At 71.3% G+C, this 18,392-nt stretch carries 14 protein-coding genes; 8 read left to right on the forward strand and 6 right to left on the reverse strand.

Going from position 1 to position 18,392, the window contains the following annotated elements; genetic code table 11:
• Positions 1–105 precede the first annotated feature (105 nt).
• On the reverse strand, positions 106–1,068 hold the full coding sequence (locus F6J85_RS04270) for an AraC-like ligand-binding domain-containing protein (protein ID WP_191906749.1): 963 nt from the start codon (positions 1,066–1,068) through the stop codon (positions 106–108).
• A gap of 163 nt (positions 1,069–1,231) precedes the next feature.
• Here F6J85_RS04270 and F6J85_RS04275 point away from each other — a divergent pair, with 163 nt between their 5' ends.
• The gene (locus F6J85_RS04275; RefSeq protein ID WP_150923975.1) at positions 1,232–2,518 is read left to right on the forward strand and encodes a multidrug effflux MFS transporter; all 1,287 of its coding nucleotides are present in this window, start codon (positions 1,232–1,234) and stop codon (positions 2,516–2,518) included.
• A 703-nt stretch (positions 2,519–3,221) separates the two neighbouring features.
• Here the strand turns inward: F6J85_RS04275 and F6J85_RS04280 are convergent.
• Positions 3,222–3,932: an IclR family transcriptional regulator gene (locus F6J85_RS04280; protein ID WP_150923976.1), complete on the reverse strand. Its 711-nt coding sequence runs from the start codon at positions 3,930–3,932 to the stop codon at positions 3,222–3,224.
• A gap of 147 nt (positions 3,933–4,079) precedes the next feature.
• On the opposite strand from F6J85_RS04280, the gene F6J85_RS04285 reads away from it, so the two are divergent.
• The 3 genes from F6J85_RS04285 (at position 4,080) to F6J85_RS04295 (ending at position 7,679) form a co-directional block, all read left to right on the forward strand.
• Positions 4,080–6,002, forward strand: a complete 1,923-nt coding sequence (locus tag F6J85_RS04285; protein ID WP_150923977.1) for an FAD-binding monooxygenase — start codon at positions 4,080–4,082, stop codon at positions 6,000–6,002.
• Between the two features lie 38 nt (positions 6,003–6,040).
• Positions 6,041–7,150, forward strand: a complete 1,110-nt coding sequence (locus tag F6J85_RS04290; protein WP_238707059.1) for a winged helix DNA-binding domain-containing protein — start codon at positions 6,041–6,043, stop codon at positions 7,148–7,150.
• Positions 7,151–7,229: 79 nt separating this feature from the next.
• Entirely contained in the window at positions 7,230–7,679 is a 450-nt protein-coding gene (locus F6J85_RS04295; protein WP_150923978.1) for a hypothetical protein, read from the forward strand.
• An 8-nt stretch (positions 7,680–7,687) separates the two neighbouring features.
• On the opposite strand, the gene F6J85_RS04300 is transcribed toward F6J85_RS04295, so the two are convergent.
• Positions 7,688–9,130 (reverse strand): XRE family transcriptional regulator, encoded by a 1,443-nt coding sequence (locus F6J85_RS04300; RefSeq protein ID WP_150923979.1) that lies wholly within the window; start codon positions 9,128–9,130, stop codon positions 7,688–7,690.
• A gap of 117 nt (positions 9,131–9,247) precedes the next feature.
• Here F6J85_RS04300 and F6J85_RS04305 point away from each other — a divergent pair, with 117 nt between their 5' ends.
• A complete protein-coding gene (locus F6J85_RS04305) occupies positions 9,248–11,140 on the forward strand; it encodes a phosphoenolpyruvate carboxykinase (GTP) (RefSeq protein WP_150923980.1) in 1,893 nt (630 codons plus the stop codon).
• Between the two features lie 88 nt (positions 11,141–11,228).
• Here F6J85_RS04305 and F6J85_RS04310 read toward each other — a convergent pair whose 3' ends face one another.
• Both F6J85_RS04310 and F6J85_RS04315 read right to left on the reverse strand, forming a co-directional pair.
• Positions 11,229–13,115 carry an ABC transporter ATP-binding protein gene (locus F6J85_RS04310; RefSeq protein ID WP_150923981.1) on the reverse strand — a complete coding sequence of 629 codons (1,887 nt, stop codon included), beginning with the start codon at positions 13,113–13,115 and terminating at the stop codon, positions 11,229–11,231.
• 23 nt (positions 13,116–13,138) lie between these two features.
• A complete protein-coding gene (locus F6J85_RS04315) occupies positions 13,139–13,354 on the reverse strand; it encodes an AsnC family protein (protein ID WP_150923982.1) in 216 nt (71 codons plus the stop codon).
• A gap of 103 nt (positions 13,355–13,457) precedes the next feature.
• On the opposite strand from F6J85_RS04315, the gene F6J85_RS04320 reads away from it, so the two are divergent.
• From F6J85_RS04320 to F6J85_RS04330, 3 genes are read left to right on the forward strand one after another with little or no spacing between them, the layout of a single operon-like run.
• The gene (locus F6J85_RS04320) at positions 13,458–14,399 is read left to right on the forward strand and encodes an ABC transporter ATP-binding protein (protein ID WP_150920644.1); all 942 of its coding nucleotides are present in this window, start codon (positions 13,458–13,460) and stop codon (positions 14,397–14,399) included.
• Complete coding sequence (locus F6J85_RS04325; RefSeq protein ID WP_150923983.1) at positions 14,396–15,250, forward strand: ABC transporter permease; 855 nt, start codon at positions 14,396–14,398, stop codon at positions 15,248–15,250. Before F6J85_RS04320 ends, F6J85_RS04325 begins: the two co-directional genes overlap by 4 nt.
• Positions 15,247–16,071 carry an ABC transporter permease gene (locus F6J85_RS04330; RefSeq protein WP_150923984.1) on the forward strand — a complete coding sequence of 275 codons (825 nt, stop codon included), beginning with the start codon at positions 15,247–15,249 and terminating at the stop codon, positions 16,069–16,071. The genes F6J85_RS04325 and F6J85_RS04330 overlap by 4 nt, the downstream gene beginning before the upstream one ends.
• A gap of 850 nt (positions 16,072–16,921) precedes the next feature.
• On the opposite strand, the gene F6J85_RS04335 is transcribed toward F6J85_RS04330, so the two are convergent.
• Positions 16,922–18,373 (reverse strand): MFS transporter, encoded by a 1,452-nt coding sequence (locus tag F6J85_RS04335; protein ID WP_150923985.1) that lies wholly within the window; start codon positions 18,371–18,373, stop codon positions 16,922–16,924.
• Positions 18,374–18,392: the final 19 nt, after the last annotated feature.

Genomic DNA, 18,392 nt, shown 5'->3' on the forward strand with positions numbered 1-18,392 from the left:
ATCCGAGAGCGAGAAGGCGCCGTCGGATGAGACGAGTCTCGTCCGGGTGCGCGGCGGCCGCTGGTCGCGCGGCGCACGCGACTGCCGCATCGGCGCAGGATCGGATCAGTCGCCCAACCGCGCCATCCGCAGCTCGCGCGGGGTGATGCCGTAGGTCGCCCGGAACACCTTGCTGAAGTGGCTGGCGTCGGGGAAGCCCCACCGCTGGGCGATCTCGAGGATCGACAGCGACGACTGGGCGGGATCGCTCAGCGCCATGCGGCAGTGCTCGAGTCGCCGTGAGCGGATGTAGCCGGAGACGGTGAGGTTCTCTCCCCGGAAGAGGTACTGCAGCTGCCGGACCGACATGTAGTGCGCCTTCGCCACCTCGACCGCGTTGAGATCCGGCTCGTGCAGGTGCGCGTCGATGTACAGCTTGAGCCGGCGCATCTCGACCTGGCGCGTCTGGCCCCAATGGTCCTGATCCTCGGACAGCTGCGCGTAGACCAGGGCGGTCAGCAGGTCCAGCGAGCTGTGCAGGATCCGCATCCCGGCCACCCCGTCCAGGGTGTCGAGGTTCTCCGAGAGGTGCCGCATGAACGGCGAGATCAGCCCTCCCACGCCGGAGTCGCCGGGCAGCCGCACCGCCGTGATGCGGCGGATGAGGGATTCGGGAACGTCGAACGCGTCCTGCGGGAAGGCCATCACGAGGCAGTGCACGTCGCCGCTGAACTCGAGCGTGTACGGCCGGCTGGTGTCGTAGATGGCGAGGTCGCCCGGGCGCAGGACGCTCTGCCGCCCGTCCTGGGCGACCAGTGCCGTCCCCTCCACCTGCAGGGTGAGCTTGTAGTGCCTGGGGTCGTCGGGGGAGATGAGCGCGGGGGTGCGCAGCACGCGATGCGCGCTCGCGGCGATCTCGCTCAGGCACGTGCCCTCCACGATGCGCCAGCGGATGCTGCCGGTGAAACCCGGGCCGCCGATCACGTGCAGCGGCACGAAGCGGCTGCCCGCGACCTCACGCCATTCGCCGATGGATCGCGCGGTCGCCGTCTCGACGCCGGTGTACTCGGTGGTGGAGGCGCGCGCCATTGTGTTCTCCCCGCAAGACGAAAGAGTGCCCACGCGATCCTGAGCAGGCTCGCCGATGAGCACTCGAGGGGGAGCATAACTCGGCGCGGGCGACCACCGCCAGCATCGGGGTCCGGGCGGGGTGCGATTCGTCCGGCACCGCCGGATGCCGTAGACAGGTGCGATGGATTCGGTGGGGGGCGCCAGGCCGCGACGGCTGGACGTGCGCACGTGGTCGCGCCGGCGCCGGTTCGCCCTGCTCGCCCTGCTGGGTGTGCTCGTGGCGGGCGGTCCGCTCGGCACCGACATGTACACACCCGGGCTGCCCCGCGTGATCGACGACCTCGACACCGAGACGGGCCTGGTCCAGCTCACCCTCATGGCCTACAACGTCGGGCTCGGCGTCGGGCAGTTCGCGTGGGGGCCCATCAGCGACCGCGTCGGGCGCCGGGGACCGGTCATCCTCGGCTCGGTCGGATTCGCCCTCGCCGCGCTCCTGTGCTCCTTCGCGCCCAACATCGGCGTGCTGCTGGCCGGGCGCGTCCTGATGGGCTTCGCCGGGGCCGCCGGCATCGTCGTGGGTCGCGCGATCGCGCGCGACCTGTATTCCGGCGCCGAGCTCACGCGCGTCTTCGGCATCCTGGCGGTGGTCTTCGGCATCGCGCCGGTGATCGGACCGCTCATCGGCGGGTTCGTGCTCAGTGTCGGCAGCTGGCGCTCGACGTTCCTCCTGCTCATGACGATCGGCGTCCTGCTCGCCGTCGCCAGCGCCGTCGGCATCCCCGAGACCCTGCGTCCCGAGCTGCGGGTGCACGGCGCGTCGGCCGAGAGGCGGGAGGCGTGGATCGCGCCGCTGCGCAATCGGCAGTTCGTCGTGAGCGTCCTGATCCTCGTGGGCGCGTCGACCTCGATGATCCTCTACCTCAGCTGCGTGCCGATCGTGCTCCAGCGCGAGCGCGGCATCGACGTCGTGGGGTACTCGATGCTGTTCGCGTTCAATGCGGTCGGCGTCCTCCTGGGAGCGCAGGTGGGCCCGTGGCTCAGTCGTCGCCTCGGCGGCATCCGCGTGCTCGTGCTGGCGCTGACGCTGAACCTCGCCGCCGCCGTCACCGTGGCGCTCAGCTCTGCGCTGCGCGGCCCGCTGTGGCTGCTCGATGCCGGCATGTGGTTCACGGTCTTCGCCGCTGGCATCTGCATGCCGCTCGCGATCGGGCTGGCCCTGCAGCCGTTCGCGAAGGGCGCCGGAACGGCCGCGGCGATCGCCGGCGGCTCGCAGCTCGCGCTCGGCTCGATCGCCCCCGCCATCGTCGTGAGCGTCGTGGAGACATCCGGCGTGGTCCTCGGCATCGCCCAGGCCGCGGCGACGATCGTGACCCTGGGCCTGGTCGCCGTGGCGGCGCTGTCGGCGCGCGGGGCCCCGCGCGCACGCGACCTCGGCGACGCCGAGCCGGATCTCACCGAGCCGGCCTAGGGTGTGGCGCCGACCAGGCTGACTTTCACGCAGACGGCACTTTCTGCGAGCCGAACGAACTCCGAAAGCATCGGGGACCTCGTCGGAGCGAGCACGTCGGAGTCCGTCGCCCCAGCCATGACGGCCCTCCGGACGGCGCTCGATGCGCGGGGTGGTGGCGGCTCCCGGCCGCCTTCCCGAACTCCTCAAGACCGGCCTGGAAGCACCCCGGATCCAGCCCCGGGCCTCGGTTCTGCCCCGTTCTCGAGGAGTTCGGGAAGCGGTGGTGGTGGGGCAGCGGCCGAGACGCGCCGCACGCCATCCGGTCCGCTCACCCCAGGTCCGAGTCCGGGCCGCATCCCGGATCCGGCTATGGTCTGCCTCTCCGCCTTCCCGAACTCCTCAAGACTCTGCCGCAGCAGCCCGATTCCGGCCGGGAGCGGCCGCCTCCGGACCGGTCTTGAGGAGTTCGGGAAGCACCAGGGCCGGTAAGCACCAGGGCCGGGAAGCACCAGGGCCGGGAAGCAGCAGGGCCGGGCAGCGGCCGGGCCAAGCAGCGGCTCCCATCGTGGCGCCGCGGCGGGTCAGTGCGACGCCCTGTCGCGCCCTGTACGTCTCCAGGGACCGGAGACACACCTCGCTCACTGTCGGACACGAGGGAACCGCGGGAGCGAAGATGCCGGGATGGCGTGGGACGAGCACGCCACCCGGGCCTCCGCTGCCGTCAGCCCCCGGTCGCCGCGCGCAGGGCGTCGGCCGAGCGCTGCAGACGGCGGGCGATCGCGGCGGTGTCGGCCACCTCGCCGACGTAGATGACGGCCAGCGCCACAGGGCGCCCGCCCCGCAGCCGGACGGGGACGGCGACCGCGCGCACGGTCGGGATCACCTCGTCGGAGCTGACGGCGTAGCCGCGCTCGCGGATGGCGCCGACCTCCGCCGCCAGCGCCGGCGTCGCGGGCACGGGCCACTCGCTCTCCGGCAGCATCGACAGCAGCGCCTTGCCGGTGGCGCCGGCCGACACCGGGTGGTGGGCGCCCGGGCGCTGGGCCATCGAGGCCACCGCCGTGCGCGACTCCACCGAGGTCAGGGTGACGCACTCGCTGCCGTCGATGACCCCGACGAACGCGGTCATCCGCAGCTCGTTGGCCACGGCGGTCAGTTCGGGCAGGGCCGCGGACACCAGATCGCGCGACACCCCCGCCGCCAGCGCCGACAGCCGCACGCCCAGGGCGACCCGCCCGGTCTCATCGCGCTCGACCAGGCCGTGCTCCTCGAGCGTGCGGATGAGGCGGTAGGCGATCGAGCGGTGCACGGCGATCTCGCGCGCGATCTCATCCGTCGTCAGTGCCGCGGGCGCTTCGGCCAGCGCCTCCAGGATGCGCACACCGCGGCTCAGGGTCTGCGACGGCGGGGCAGCGGGAGGGGAAGCGGGCATGGACCGATCCTTCCGTAACGGCGGGTGTACGCCGTGCACCGGCCGCGGTACTCTGACGTGATCCATAATCGAATCACGTATTCGATAATCGAACAAGCCCCTCGAGGCCCGGCCTCGACGACGCTGTCAGGGAAGGAATCGACGACGATGCAGTTCCACCATCACGGGTACGTCTCGGGAGACCCGCGCGTCCTGCCGGCGGCCGGGACCGGCCTGAACCGGCCCGACGAGCTCCCCGACGTCACCGACGTGCTCATCGTCGGCTCCGGCCCCGCCGGGATGCTGCTGGCCGCGCAGCTGTCGATGTTCCCCTCGATCTCCACGCGCCTGGTCGAGCGGCGCCCCGGGCGCCTGGAGATCGGCCAGGCCGACGGCATCCAGGCCCGCAGCGTGGAGACCTTCCAGGCCTTCGGGTTCGCCGAGCGGATCGTGGCAGAGGCGTACTGGCTGACCGCCATGAACTTCTGGGCGCCCGACCCGCGCGACCCCGCGCGCATCGTCCGCGGCCAGCGCACCAAGGACGACGCGCACGGCATCAGCGAGTTCAAGCACCTCATCGTCAACCAGGCCCGCGTCCTGGACTACTTCGCCGAGTACGCCGCCCACGGGCCTGCCCGTGTCCGCCCCGACTACGGGTGGGAGTTCGTCGGGCTCGAGGTCGCCCCCGAGGGCGAGTGCCCCGTCGCCGTGACGCTGCGCGGCACCGCCGGGCCGCAGGACGGCATCGAACGCGTCGTCCACACGAAGTACGTCGTCGGATGCGACGGAGCCCGCAGTCGTGTGCGCGAGGCGATCGGGCGACGGCACGTGGGGGCGCAGGCCCTGCACGCGTGGGGCGTCATGGACGTGCTGGCCGAGACCGACTTCCCCGACATCCGCACCAAGTGCGCGATCCAGTCCCACGGCGATGGGAGCATCCTGCTGATCCCGCGCGAGGGCGGGCACCTGTTCCGCATGTACGTGGACCTGGGCGAAGTGCCCGCGGACGACAACGGTGCGGTGCGCAAGACCTCCTTCGAGCAGATCGTCGCGAAGGCCAACCGCATCATGAGCCCGTACACGCTCGAGGTGCGCGACGTCGCATGGCACAGCGTCTACGAGGTCGGTCACCGCGTGACCGACAAGTTCGACGACGTGCCGCCCGAGCTCACCGGGGAGCGCGACCCGCGCGTGTTCATCTGCGGCGACGCGTGCCACACCCACAGTGCCAAGGCGGGGCAGGGCATGAACGTCTCGATGCAGGACGGGTTCAACCTGGGCTGGAAGCTCGCGCAGGTGCTCGAGGGCCGCAGCCCCGCGTCGCTGCTGAGCACGTACTCGGGCGAGCGTCAGGTCATCGCGCAGAACCTCATCGACTTCGACCGCGAGTGGTCGTCGATGATGGCCCGCAAGCCCGAGGAGTTCGAAAGCCCCGACGCGCTGGCGAAGTTCTACGTCGACACCGCGGAGTTCCCGGCCGGCTTCATGACGCAGTACGAGCCGTCGATGCTCGTCGGCACCGCCGAGCACCAGGACCTGGCGTCCGGCTTCCCGATCGGTAAGCGCTTCAAGTCCGCCCACGCGATGCGTGTCGGCGACGCCAACCCCGTGCACCTCGGCCACCACCACCGTGCCGACGGACGCTGGCGCCTGTACGCCTTCGCCGACGCACCGGCGGCGGCGGGGGAGCCTTCGGCGCTGGCCGAATGGGCGCAGTGGATGGCCACCTCGCCGGAGTCGCCGGTGGCGCGCTTCACTCCCGCCGGCGCCGACCTCGACAGCGTCTTCGACGTCAAGGTCGTGTACCAGCAGCCCCTCGACGGGGTGGAGCTGGACCGCGTCCCCGGCATCTTCCTGCCGAAGGTGGGCCCGTTCGCGGTGACCGACTACGAGAAGGTCTACGCCGTCGACCCCGACAACGGCGACATCTTCGACGAGCGCGGGATCGATCGCGGCGGATGCGTCGTGGTCGTGCGACCCGACCAGTACGTCGCGCACGTGCTGCCCCTCACGGCGACGGAAAAGCTCGCGCGCTTCTTCGCGGGCAACATGCTCGCCCAGAACCCGGCGCCCGCACCCGCGGCGGTCTAGCCCGCGTCGCCGCCGGTGCCCGCCGTCGAGGACCCGAGATGTCCTGGACGGCGGGCACACTGGGCATCATGGCAGCCCTCGACGTCATCGCCCACCGGCTCCGCTCGCACCGCCTCACCGCCCCGGCCGCCTCCCCGGTCGCGGCAGCGCGGCACATGCTGGCCGTGCAGGCGCAGGAATTCTGGGGCGGGCGCTGGGCGCTGGCCGTGCGCAGTCGCGGGGCGATCACGATGCCCGAGGTCGACGCGGCGTTCGAGCGCGGCGAGCTCGTCCGGGCCTGGCCCATGCGCGGGACGCTGCACATCGTGCCCGCCGAAGACCTGGCGTGGATGCTGTCCGTCACCGGGGAGCGGCAGTTCCGGCAGGCCGCCCCCCGCCACCGCGACCTGGCGCTGGATGCGGAGACCTTCGCGCGTGCGGAAGCGCTCGCGCGCGCGGCGCTGTCCGGTGGCTCCCGCCTCACGCGCGCGGAGTTCCCGGCCATGCTGGCCGCCGGCGGCGTCGACCCGGCGGGGCAGCGGGGCATCCACGTGCTGCACGTGCTGGCGCTGCGCGGAGTCCTCGTGTGGGGACCGGTCGTGCCGCGGGAGGGCGGAGCATCGCGCGAGCAGTACCTCGTGCTGGCCGAGGACTGGATCGGTGACCCGCATGTGCCCGCCGACCCGCTCGCAGAGCTGGCGGCGCGTTTCGTCGCCTCGCACGCTCCGGCCGGCGCCCGCGACCTGGCGTGGTGGGCGGGCCTGCCGCTGGGGACGGCGCGGGCGGCGATGGCGGCGGCGGGGGAGCGCATCGTCGCGGTCGAGGACGGGACGGATCCGCTCCACGTCGCCGCCCAGGCGCCGCCGCGGCGCGCCGCATCCGCTGCTCCTCTTCTCGCCCTTCCGCCGTTCGAGGAGTACTACATCTCCTATGCCGATCGCACTCGGGTCTGCGCGCCGGAGTTCCTCACCGCGGTGGGCCCGGCCAAGAACGGCATCGTGCGTCCTATCCTCCTCGACCGCGGGCGCGTGGTCGGGGTGTGGACCCACTCCCTCGCGGTCGGACGTCACGGCGAGCCTCCCGAGCCGCAGCTGTTCGCCGACGCGGATGCCGCGGAGGTGGCCGCCGCGCTGGAGCGGTACGCCGACTTCGTGGGGCGTGCCGGCTGACGCGGGATCCTCCTCGGGATGCAGCAGCATCGTCCTCGCGCACGACGTGCCCGTGGTCCGCTCCCGCGAGACTCGTGTCATGACACAGCGACTCGCCGTCTCCGCCCTCGCCGGCGTCCTCCTCCTCGCCGCCGGCAGCGGCCTCACCGGATGCGCTGCCTACAACGACGCCGTCCACCACTTCGCCGACGACACGTACGGCGACGCCGTCGCCGCCCGGGATGCGCTGGGGCCTGGGGCGAAGTGGATCCCCGACGACGCGGCGGAGATCCGCACGCGCACCTCCACGCGCGGAGATCCCGACGCCGTCGTGCAGTTCGTCAGCGGCAGTCCGCTCGACCCGGAGCTGTGCGCGCCCGGGCCACGGATGAGCGGCGCGGCGTGGTACTTCGGAGACAGCCCCGACGTGTACGCGCTGACGGACGCGTACGTGTGCGGGGAGTGGACGGCCGTCGCCACCGACGACGGCTGGCTCGGCTGGACGCCGAACTCGGCCGCCGAGCGGGACGCCGCCGGCACCGCCGGGTAAGCGCGACGTCAGCTCCCGGCGTGGCGCTCGAGGAAGGCGAAGACCTCGGTGTCATCGACACCGGGGAAATCACCACGGGGGAGCGGGGAGAACATGTGCCGGTGCACGCGCGCGCTCGGCCACGCCTTCCCCGTCCAGCGGGCCGCGACGTCGGCGGGCGGGCGCCGGCAGCACGACTCCTCGGGGCAGCGCGACTCCGCGCGCTCCTGCGTCTCGCGACCGCGGAACCACTTGGCGTCGTCGAAGGGCACGCCCACCGTGATGGAGAAGTCGCCCTCTGAGGTGGACCCGGTCTGGGTCGAGCACCAGAAGGTGCCGGCGGGTGTGTCGGTGTACTGGTAGTGCTCGGTCGTGCGGTTCTGCTCAGAGAACGCCCGACGCGCCGAGAACCGGCGGCACGCCACCTGGCCCTCCACCGAGCCGGTCACATCCACCGGCAGCGGCAGGTCGTCGTTCTCGTACACGCGCGAGATCGCGCCCGAGCCGTCCACGCGCAGGAAGTGCAGCCGGATGCCGAGGTGCTCGGTGGCGAGGTTGGTCAGCCGCATGCCGGCGGCCTCGTGGGTCACCCCGAACGCGTCGCGGAAGTCCTCCACCGCGAGGTTGCGGTCTTTCTTGGCCTGCCGCAGGAACGCGACCGAGGTCGTCTCGGGCATGAGGCAGCACGCGGCGTAGTAGTTGATCTCCAGCCGCTGCTGCAGGAAATCGGCGTAGTCGTTCGGACGCTCGTGCCCGAGCAGTCGATGGGCCATCGCCTGCAGCGCCATCGAGCGGAGGCCATGGCCGCCGGGGATCGACGCCGGCGGCAGGTAGATGCGACCGTTCTCCAGGTCGGTCACCGAGCGCGCGGAGTGGGGCAGATCGTTGACGTAGATGAGCTCGAACCCCAGCTGCTCGGCCATGATGCTGACGGTGCGGTGGGTGAGGGCTCCGGTGACGTGGCCGGCGGCTTTGAGCTGCTTCTCGGCGAGGCGTTCGATCTCGGGCAGGTAGTTGCCCCGCTCGCGCATGCGCAGACGCTGCTCGGTGTTGGCCCGGCGCGCCTCCTCGGGCGTGGCGATCGCCTCCCGCTCGCGCCGCTGCAGCTCGCGGTGCAGGCCGAGGATGGACTCGAGCGTCTCGTCGCTGACGCCCTTGGTCACCTTGACCGGCGGGATGCCGAGCTGCCGGAACACCGATCCGGCCTGCGCGCGTTCGAGTTCGATCTCCAGGGCGGCGCGGCGGTTGGGCGGCTCGGCCGAGAGCAGATCGGCGACCTCGGTGCCCGTCGCGCGGGCGATCTCCTGCAGGAGGGAGAGCTTCGGCTCGCGCTTGCCGTTCTCGATGAGGCTCAGCTGGCTGCCCGCGACGCCGGTCAGGGCGCCCAGCTCGTCGAGGGTGTACCCGGCGGCCAGCCGGTGGTGCCGGATGCGGTGTCCGAGCGTCGCGAGTTCGATCGCAGCAGGAGCCATTCCTTTAGCGTAGCGAAAGAATCGCAACTTTTGACGCGGTCGAATGGGGAAAGACCCGGTGATCTCGCGCCAGAGTAGGGGAAGACTCCCGTTCTGAACGCCGACCAAGGAGCACCCATGGCTCTCGCCGACATCCCCACCCGTCGCCCCGCCCGCATCGCCGCCCCCGAGGCGCCGATGCGCCGCTTCGGTGCGCGGCCCGACGTGCGCGGCCCCGGCATGGAGGCGCTGGCCGCGTGGGTGGATGAGATCGCCGCGCTCACCCAGCCCGACAGCATCCACTGGGTCGATGGCTCCCGCGCCGAGAACGACGCGCTGCTGCGTCAGCTCGTGACCGAGGGCAAGCTGCTCAAACTCAACCCGGAGTGGCGACCGGGGTCGTACCTGGCCCGCTCGCACCCGGGGGATGTGGCGCGGCTGGAGTCGCGGACCTACATCGCCTCCGAGCTGGAGGAGGACGCCGGACCCACGAACAACTGGATCGCCCCGAGCGAGATCCGCGCGACCCTGGACGGCGTCTTCGCCGGATCGATGCGCGGCCGCACGATGTACGTCGTGCCGTTCTCGATGGGCGCGGTGGGCGGCCCGCTGTCGCACCTGGGCGTGCAGGTCACCGACAGCGCCTACGCGGTCACCTCGATCGGCATCATGACGCGCGTGGGCACCGACGCCCTCCGACGCATCGCCGACGGCGACCCGTGGGTGAAGACCGTGCACTCGGTGGGCGCGCCGCTCGCGCCGGGACAGCCGGACTCGGCGTGGCCCTGCAACGACGAGAAGTACATCGTGCACTTCCCCGACACCCTCGAGGTGTGGTCGTTCGGCTCCGGCTACGGCGGCAACGCGATCCTGGCGAAGAAGTGCTTCGCCCTGCGCATCGCCTCCGTGATCGGCCGCGACGAAGGCTGGCTCGCCGAGCACATGCTGCTCATCCGGGTCATCGACCCCTCCGGCCGCGCCTACCACGTCGCCGCGGCCTTCCCCTCGGCGTGCGGCAAGACCAACCTCGCCATGCTCCGCCCGACCATCCCCGGCTGGCGCGTGGAGACCCTCGGCGACGACATCGCGTGGATCCGTCCCGGTGAGGACGGGCGCCTGTGGGCCATCAACCCCGAGGCCGGCTTCTTCGGCGTCGCCCCCGGCACGGGGGAGTCCACCAACGTCGCCGCGGTGGAGACGATGTGGGGCAACACGATCTTCACCAACGTGGCCCTGCGCCCCGACGGCGACGTGTGGTGGGAGGGCCTGACCGATGACGCTCCGCCGCACCTGACCGACTGGGAGGGCAACGCGTGGACGCCCGAGTCCGGCCGCCCCGCCGCGCACCCCAACTCCCGCTTCACCGTCGCCGCCGCGCAGTGCCCGCAGATCGCCGCCGACTGGGATGCACCGGAGGGCGTGCCGCTGGATGTCATCCTGTTCGGCGGCCGCCGCGCCACCAACGTCCCGCTCGTGGTGGAGGCCACCGACTGGACGCACGGGGTGTTCCTGGGTTCCACGATCTCGTCGGAGAAGACCGCCGCGGCCGAGGGCACCGTCGGTGAGCTGCGCCGTGACCCCTTCGCGATGCTGCCGTTCTGCGGATACAACATGGCGGACTACTTCGCGCACTGGCTCAAGGTCGGTCAGCAGCTGCGCTTCGACCGCGCGCCCCGCATCTTCCAGGTCAACTGGTTCCGCAAGGGCGCCGACGGCCGGTTCCTGTGGCCGGGCTTCGGGGAGAACGCGCGCGTGATCGACTGGATCATCCGCCGCATCGAAGGCAACGCCGCCGCGGTGGACACCCCGATCGGCCGCATCCCGCGCGTGGAGGACCTCAACCTCGACGGCGTCGACGTGCCGGCGGCCGATCTTCAGGAGCTGTTCGCCGTCGACACCGACTCGTGGCTGCAGGAGGCCGACCTCACCGAGGAGTTCTACGCCAGCTTCGGCGGCCGCATCCCCGCCGCCCTCAACGCCGAGCTGGCGTCGCTGCGCTACCGCCTGAAGCAGGCCCCCTCCGCCCGCTGATGCGCCCCGCCGAAACACCACATCCCGGCCGAAACACCACGCGACGCGTGATGTTTCAGCCGGGATGTGGTGTCTCACGCCGAGGCGATCACACCAGTAGCTGGTGGCGGGCCAGTTCGCGGTACAGGGGAGTGGATGCGACGAGCTCCGAGTGCGTGCCCTGGCCCACGACGCGGCCGCGGTCGAGCACGACGATGAGGTCGCTGTCGACGACCGTGGACAGGCGGTGCGCGATCACCAGGAGCGTGCGACCTGCCGCGACGGCGTCGATGGCCTCCCGCATCCGCTGCTCGTTCACGCCGTCCAGGGACGACGTGGACTCGTCCAGCAGCAGGATCGGGGGAGCGGCCAGGAGCGCACGAGCGATCGCGAGACGCTGACGCTCACCGCCGGACAGCATGACGCCGGCCTCGCCGACGGGCGCGTGCAGGCCCAGCGGATCGCGTTCGAGCACGTCGCCGAGGTTGACCGCGCGCAGCACGCGCTCGCACTCGGCATCCGTCGCCTCGGGGGAGGCCAGGCGCAGGTTGTCGGCGATCGTGCCGGCGAGGGTCGGGGCGTCCTGCTCGACGTATCCGAAGCGCGCACGCAGCACGTCGCGGTCCAGGCGCCGCGCGTCGACGCCGTCGATGAGGATCTCGCCGCCGGTGGGGTCGTAGAACCGCTCGACGAGGGAGAGGACGGTGCTCTTGCCCGCTCCCGACGGTCCGACCAGGGCGACCCTGGACCCCCGCGGCACATCGAACGACACCCCGCGCAGCACGTCGCGGTCGGCGTCGTCCTCCGCTGCGGCGACCTCGTCCGCGGCCCGCTCGAGGTGGGCGCCCTCCAGCACCGCGCGGGCCTCCTTGGCGGCGGCCTCGCGGGCCTGAACGACGTGCTCGGGGTAGCGGAACCGCACGTCGCGGAACGCGATGGCCGCAGCGGCCGGGTCGGGCGCGGCCGCCGCATCCGGGTGGTCGGATGCGGTCTCGGTGGGCAGCTCGAGGATCTCCTGGATGCGGCCGAGGGCGCCCAGGGCCTGACTGACCGAGGTGATCGCCCCGAACGTCGATCCGAGCGGGGCGATCAGCATGAACAGGAACATGATGAAGGTGACGAGGCTCGCGATCTCGATCGCTCCGGAGGCCACGCGGAACCCGCCGACCCCGAGCACGACCAGCAGCGAGACCTGCAGGGCGACGCTGGCGATGGGCACCACGAGCGCGGAGACCTTCGCGATCCGCACGCCCACGCCGTACGCCTCGCTCGCCAGGCCCGTGACGGCCGCGGCCTCCCGCTCGGTCGCCCCCGAGGCGCGGACGGTGCGGATCGAGCCGACGGCGCGTTCGACGGCGGACGCGAGCTCGCCCACCTTGACCTGCTGCTCGGTGGAGGCGGTGCGGATGCGTCCGCTCAGGAGCACCACGACGAGCACCGACACCCCGATCACCAGGACGATGAGCGCGAGGAGGACGACGTCGATGACGGCCATCGCGATGAGGGCGCCCACGAAGATGAGCGCGTTGCCCACGGCGTCGGCGAGGCCCTGCGTGAGCACGGCGTACAGGAGCGTGGTGTCGGTGCCCACGCGGGAGACGAGGTCGCCGGTGCGGCGCGCGTCGAACTCGCTGATCGGCAGGTGCAGGATGCGGCCGATGAGGCGCCGGCGGCTGGAATAGACCACGGCGGTGCCGGTGCGCTGGAGGAGGTAGTGCTGGTAGCCGGAGATGACGGAGGCGGCCACGACGAACCCGACGAGGATCCAGATCAGGCCGCCGAGGTCGGAGCCGTCCGGCACCCGCGCGATCACTTCGCCCACCAGCAGCGGCTGGGCGAGCGTGGCGACGGCGCCGAGGATGCTGAGGACCGCCACCACGACGAGCACGCGCTTGTGCTCGAAGATGAACGGCAGCAGCTGGCCGAGAGTGGCGCGCGGGCCCTCGGGCTGTTCGCGGCGTCCGCGGCGCGCGCGGGCGGGGGATGAGGTCGACATGGGGTTCCTCGATCGGGTGGGGGTCACTTTCGACCGTACTTCTTGTGCACGGCCTGCTTGCTCACGCCGAGGGCTCCGGCGATGGCTTGCCAGGAGAATCCCTGGTTGCGGGCGCGTCGCACCTGCACCTCCTCGGCGCGGGCGAGCTCGCGGCGCACCTCGGCGAGACGGTGCAGTTCGGCGATCGGCTCGGGGCCGGGCATCGCCCCGATGGCGGTTCGGATGCCGTCTCCGCTCATGAGTGCTCCTCTCGTTCGCGGATCAACAATAGTTGACGAACGTCCTGACGGTCAACGATTGTTGACGCGCACGGGCGTCCGCCGTCGGAGCTAGGGTGGTGCGGTGCCAGAACCGGTCATCCATGCCCGCGATCTCGTGAAGGCCTACCGGGTGAAGGGCAAACCCGACTTCCTCGCCGTCGACGGGCTGTCCTTCGACGTCGCCCCCGGGGAGTCCTTCGGCCTGCTCGGACCCAACGGCGCGGGCAAGTCCACGACGATGAAGATGATCGGCGCCGTGTCCACCCGCACGGCCGGAGACCTCAGCATCCTGGGCCTGGACCCCGACGCGTACGGACCGGAGATCCGCTCGCGCCTGGGCGTCGTGCCCCAGCAGGACAACCTCGACGGCGAGCTCAACGCGCGCGAGAACCTCTACATCTACGGGCGCTATTTCGGGCTCCCCGGCAAGGTGTGCGCGCAGAAGGCAGACGAGCTCCTCGCGTTCGCCGCGCTGGAGGACAAGGCCAAGAGCAAAGTGGATCAGCTCTCCGGCGGGATGAAGCGGCGCCTCACGATCGCGCGAGGGCTCATCAACGACCCGCGCATCCTGCTGCTGGACGAGCCGACGACGGGCCTGGACCCGCAGGCCCGTCACGTGCTGTGGGACCGCCTGTTCCGCCTCAAGGAGCGCGGCACGACGCTCGTGCTCACGACGCACTACATGGATGAGGCCGAGCAGCTGTGCGATCGGATCATCGTCGTCGACAAGGGGCGCATCATGGCCGAGGGCACCCCGGCCTCCCTCATCCGCGAGCACTCCAGCCGGGAGGTGCTCGAGGTGCGGTTCGGGTCCGACCGCAACGAGCAGGTCGCCGCGCAGGTGCAGGGCATCGGCGACCGCGTGGAGGTGCTGCCGGACCGGGTGCTCATCTACGCCGCCGACGGCGAGGCCGCCCTCGAACGGGTCACCGGGCTCGGGCTCGAGCCGATCACCTCCCTCGTCCGCCGCTCGAGCCTCGAGGACGTGTTCCTGCGGCTGACCGGAAGGTCGCTGATCGAATGACCGACGCGACCCGCACCCACCCCTCGCTCGACGAACTGCGCGCCGAGGCGCTCGAGTGGGGGCGGAAACCGCGGGCCCGCGGGTCCTGGTACGTCACCGAGCACATGGTGCGCGCGATGCGGGCCTACGGCTGGACGATCGTCGTCGGCGCATTCGGCCAGCCGATCCTGTACCTGCTGGGCCTCGGGCTGGGCCTTGCCGCCCTCATCCAGACCGACATCGACGACGGCGGGCAGCCGGTGCCGTACCTCGTCTTCATCGCGCCGGCGCTCCTGATGACGGCGGCGATCTCGGTGGCGTCGGAGGAGTTCACCTACCCCGTCATGGCCGGCTTCAAGTGGCGACGGTACTTCTACGGGTTCAACGCGTCGCCGCTGTCGTCGCCGCAGATCGCCAACGGCGTGATCCTGGGGGCGTCGGCCCGCATGTTCATCGCCGTCGCCGCGTACTACCTGTTCATCTGGGTGTTCGGCGCCGTGCCGAACCCGGCGACGGGATGGATCTCGATCGCGGTGGGCGTGCTGGCCGGGGTGAGCTTCGGCATACCGCTGATGGCATACGCCGCATCCATCGAAGACGACAAGGGCCAGTTCGCCCTCGTGCAGCGCTTCATCTTCATGCCGATGTTCCTGTTCTCGGGCACCTTCTATCCGCTGGAGACCCTCCCGGGGTGGCTGCAGTGGATCGGGTGGATCTCACCGCTGTGGCACGCGTCGGAGCTGGGCAGGATGCTGACGTACGGTTCGGTCGACGCGCCGGCCGCCGGCAGCCACCTCGCCTACCTGCTGGTGCTCGCCGGGGTCGGCTACCTGCTGGGCCGGCGCATCTTCGAGCGGAGGCTCGCGAAATGACGCTCGCCACCGCATCCGACACCACCCGCCGCCGCGGTGGCGTACGCGCGCTGTGGGCGGGCAATCCGCAGGCCGTGGTGCAGCGCGGACTCCTCGCCGCCCGCTCGTCGAGCTGGATCGTCGTGCTGTCGGGTTTCTTCGAGCCGGTGTTCTTCCTCGCCTCGATGGGCATCGGACTGGGCGCCCTCATCGGTGACGTGCAGACCTCCGCCGGCCTGGACGTGCCGTACGCCGCGTTCATCGCGCCGGCGCTGCTGGCGGTGTCGGCGATGAACGGGGCGATCTACGACTCGACGTGGAACGTCTTCTTCAAACTCAACTACGGCAAGCTCTACGAGGGGATGCTGTCGACCTCGCTGGGTCCGCTGGACGTCGCGCTCGGCGAGATCCTCTATGCCCTGCTGCGGGGCCTGCTGTACGCGACCGGGTTCATGATCATCATGCAGATCCTGGGCCTGAACCTGGCGCCCACGGCGATCCTGGCGCTGCCCGCCGTGCTGCTGATCGCGTTCGGCTTCGCCAGCGTCGGGATGGCGATCACGAGCTACATGAAGACCTTCCAGCACATGGACTGGATCAACTTCGTCCTGCTGCCGATGTTCCTGTTCTCGGCCACGTTCTACCCGATCACGGTGTACCCCGAGCCCGTGCAGGTGATCGTGCAGGCGCTCCCGCTGTGGCACGGGGTCGAGCTGATCCGGGGCCTGACCACGGGGGCGCTGAGCGCCGGCATGCTGTGGCACGTGCTGTACTACGCCGTCATGATCGGCATCGGCCTGGTCTTCACGACCAAGCGGCTGCGGGCGCTGTTCCTCGACTGACGCGGGCGGTCGGCCGCGCCCCGGTGCGGTGGCGCCGTGGAGGTGCGGGCCTCAGACTGCTGCCCGAACTCCTCAAGAACGCCGCCGTGCGGGGCTGATACCCGCCCAGCGGGCGGTTTCCGCGGCGGATTCGAGGAGTTCGGGCGGGGGAGTGGCGGAGGCGAGGGCCGGGGCGGACCCGGAGCCAGGGGCCGGGGCACACACGGAGCCCGGCGCCCCACGACCGCCACCGGGGAGCCCCGCGCCGGCGGCGCGCCTCCGGTGCGGTGGCGCCGTGGAGGTGCGGGCCTCCGGCTTGCCCGAACTCCTCAAGAACGCCGCCGTACGGGGCTGATACCGGCCCAGCGGGCGGTTTCCGCGGCGGAAGTGAGGAGTTCGGGCGGGGGAGTGGCGGAGGGAGGGGCCGGGGCCGACCCGGAGCCCGGGTCGGGGCAGACGGGGCAGGGCTGGAGGCGGGGGCCAGAGCAGACCCGGAGTCGGGGGCCGGAGCAGGCCCCGCCACAGGGGCCCGGGCGGACGGATGCCGCGGAGCCCCACGACCGCCACCGGGGAGCCCCGCGCCGGCGGCGCGGTGGCGTCGTCGTCGAGGTGCGGCCTCCGGCTTGCCCGAACTCCTCAAGAACGCCGCCGTGCGGGGCTGATACCGGCTCAGCGGGAGGTTTCCGCGGCGGATTCGAGGAGTTCGGGCCCGGCGGATGTGGCGGCGGCAGGGCCACGCGCGCCCGACGGATGCCGTGGAGCTGAAGCCCGCCGCGGCGGCACGCCCGACGGATGCCGTGGAGCCGAAGCCCGCCACGGCGGCAGCCGGATGCCGCGGAGCCGAAGCCCCGCGGCATCCGGCCGGTGCACGTCAGGGAGAACCCGTGGCGCCCAGGCCGATGTTCTCGTCGTAATCGACGTCCTTGGTCTCCTTGGACAGGACGAGCGCGATGAACGTCAAGATCGCCGACCCCGTCAGGTACAGGCCGACGAGCCACGGCTGACCGTCGGCAGCAGCCCACAGCGCGACCGAGATGAGCGGGGCGACCGCGGCGCCCAGGATCGACGACACGTTGTACGAGATGGCCGATCCGGTGTAGCGCACGTTGGTGGGGAACAGCTCGGGCAACACGGCGCCCATCGGCCCGAACGTCAGCCCCATCAGCAGGAAGCCGAGGACGAGGAAGGCCTGGGTCAGGGCGCCGGTGAACTTCGGATCGAGCTGCGGCATGAGGAAGACGTTGAACAGCACGCCGAACACGGCGATGGCCGCCGTCACCCACAGCAGGAGCTTGCGCCGTCCGATCGTGTCGGCGACGGGACCGGACAGCAGCGTGAAGACGCCGAAGAAGACCACGCCGATGATCTGCATGATGACGAAGTCGGTGTACCCGAACCCGAGCCCGGGGACATACCCCGCCGCGTCGAAGGACTGCCCGGCCGCCTCGGCTGCCGCACGTGCTCCCTCGGTCGTGGCCTTCGTGCCGTAGGAGAGCGTGAAGCTGGTCATCAGGTAGAACAGCACGTACGTGGCGAGCATGATGAACGTGCCCAGGATCAGCTGGCGCCAGTGGCGGCGCACGACCTCGCCCAGGGGGAACTTCCGGATGGCTCCGGTCTTCTCGGCACGTGCGAACGTGTCGGATTCGACCAGCTTCAGGCGCACCCACAGGCCGATGATGACCATGACGGCCGAGAACAGGAACGGCACGCGCCACCCCCACGCCAGGAACTCGTCGGATCGCTGCGCGGGGCCGTCGGGGTGGGGGAGGGCGAAGTTGATCACGAGGAACACCGTGTTGGCGATGATGAACCCGATGGGCGCACCCAGCTGCGGGAACGTGCCGTACCAGGCCCGCTTACCCGCCGGGGCGTTCTCGGTGGCGACCAGGGCGGCGCCGGACCACTCCCCGCCGAGGGCGAAACCCTGCGCGAGGCGCAGGAGCAGGAGGATGAGCGCAGCCCACCAGCCGATGTCGTTGTTGGTGGGCAGCAGGCCGATCAGGAACGTCGCGATGCCCATCGTGAGCAGGGATGCGACGAGGGTGGCTTTTCGTCCGAACTTGTCACCGAAGTGTCCGAAGACGACCGCGCCGATGGGCCGGGCGACCATCGCGGCGCCGAAGACGGCGAAGGAGGAGAGGAGGGAGGTGGTCTCGTTGCCCGTCGGGAAGAACAGGATCGGGAAGACGAGCACCGCGGCCGTGGCGTAGACGTAGAAGTCGTAGAACTCGATCGTCGTGCCGACCAGGCTCGCGGTGATGACGCGCGAGCGCGGATTGGCCGGGGTGGAGGTGGGGGCGGGGGGATTCGCGGTGGTCATGAGTGCCTGTCGGGGAAGC

The sequence above is a fragment of the Microbacterium lushaniae genome (genome assembly GCF_008727775.1).
In the GTDB taxonomy this organism is placed as follows: Bacteria; Actinomycetota; Actinomycetes; order Actinomycetales; family Microbacteriaceae; genus Microbacterium; species Microbacterium lushaniae.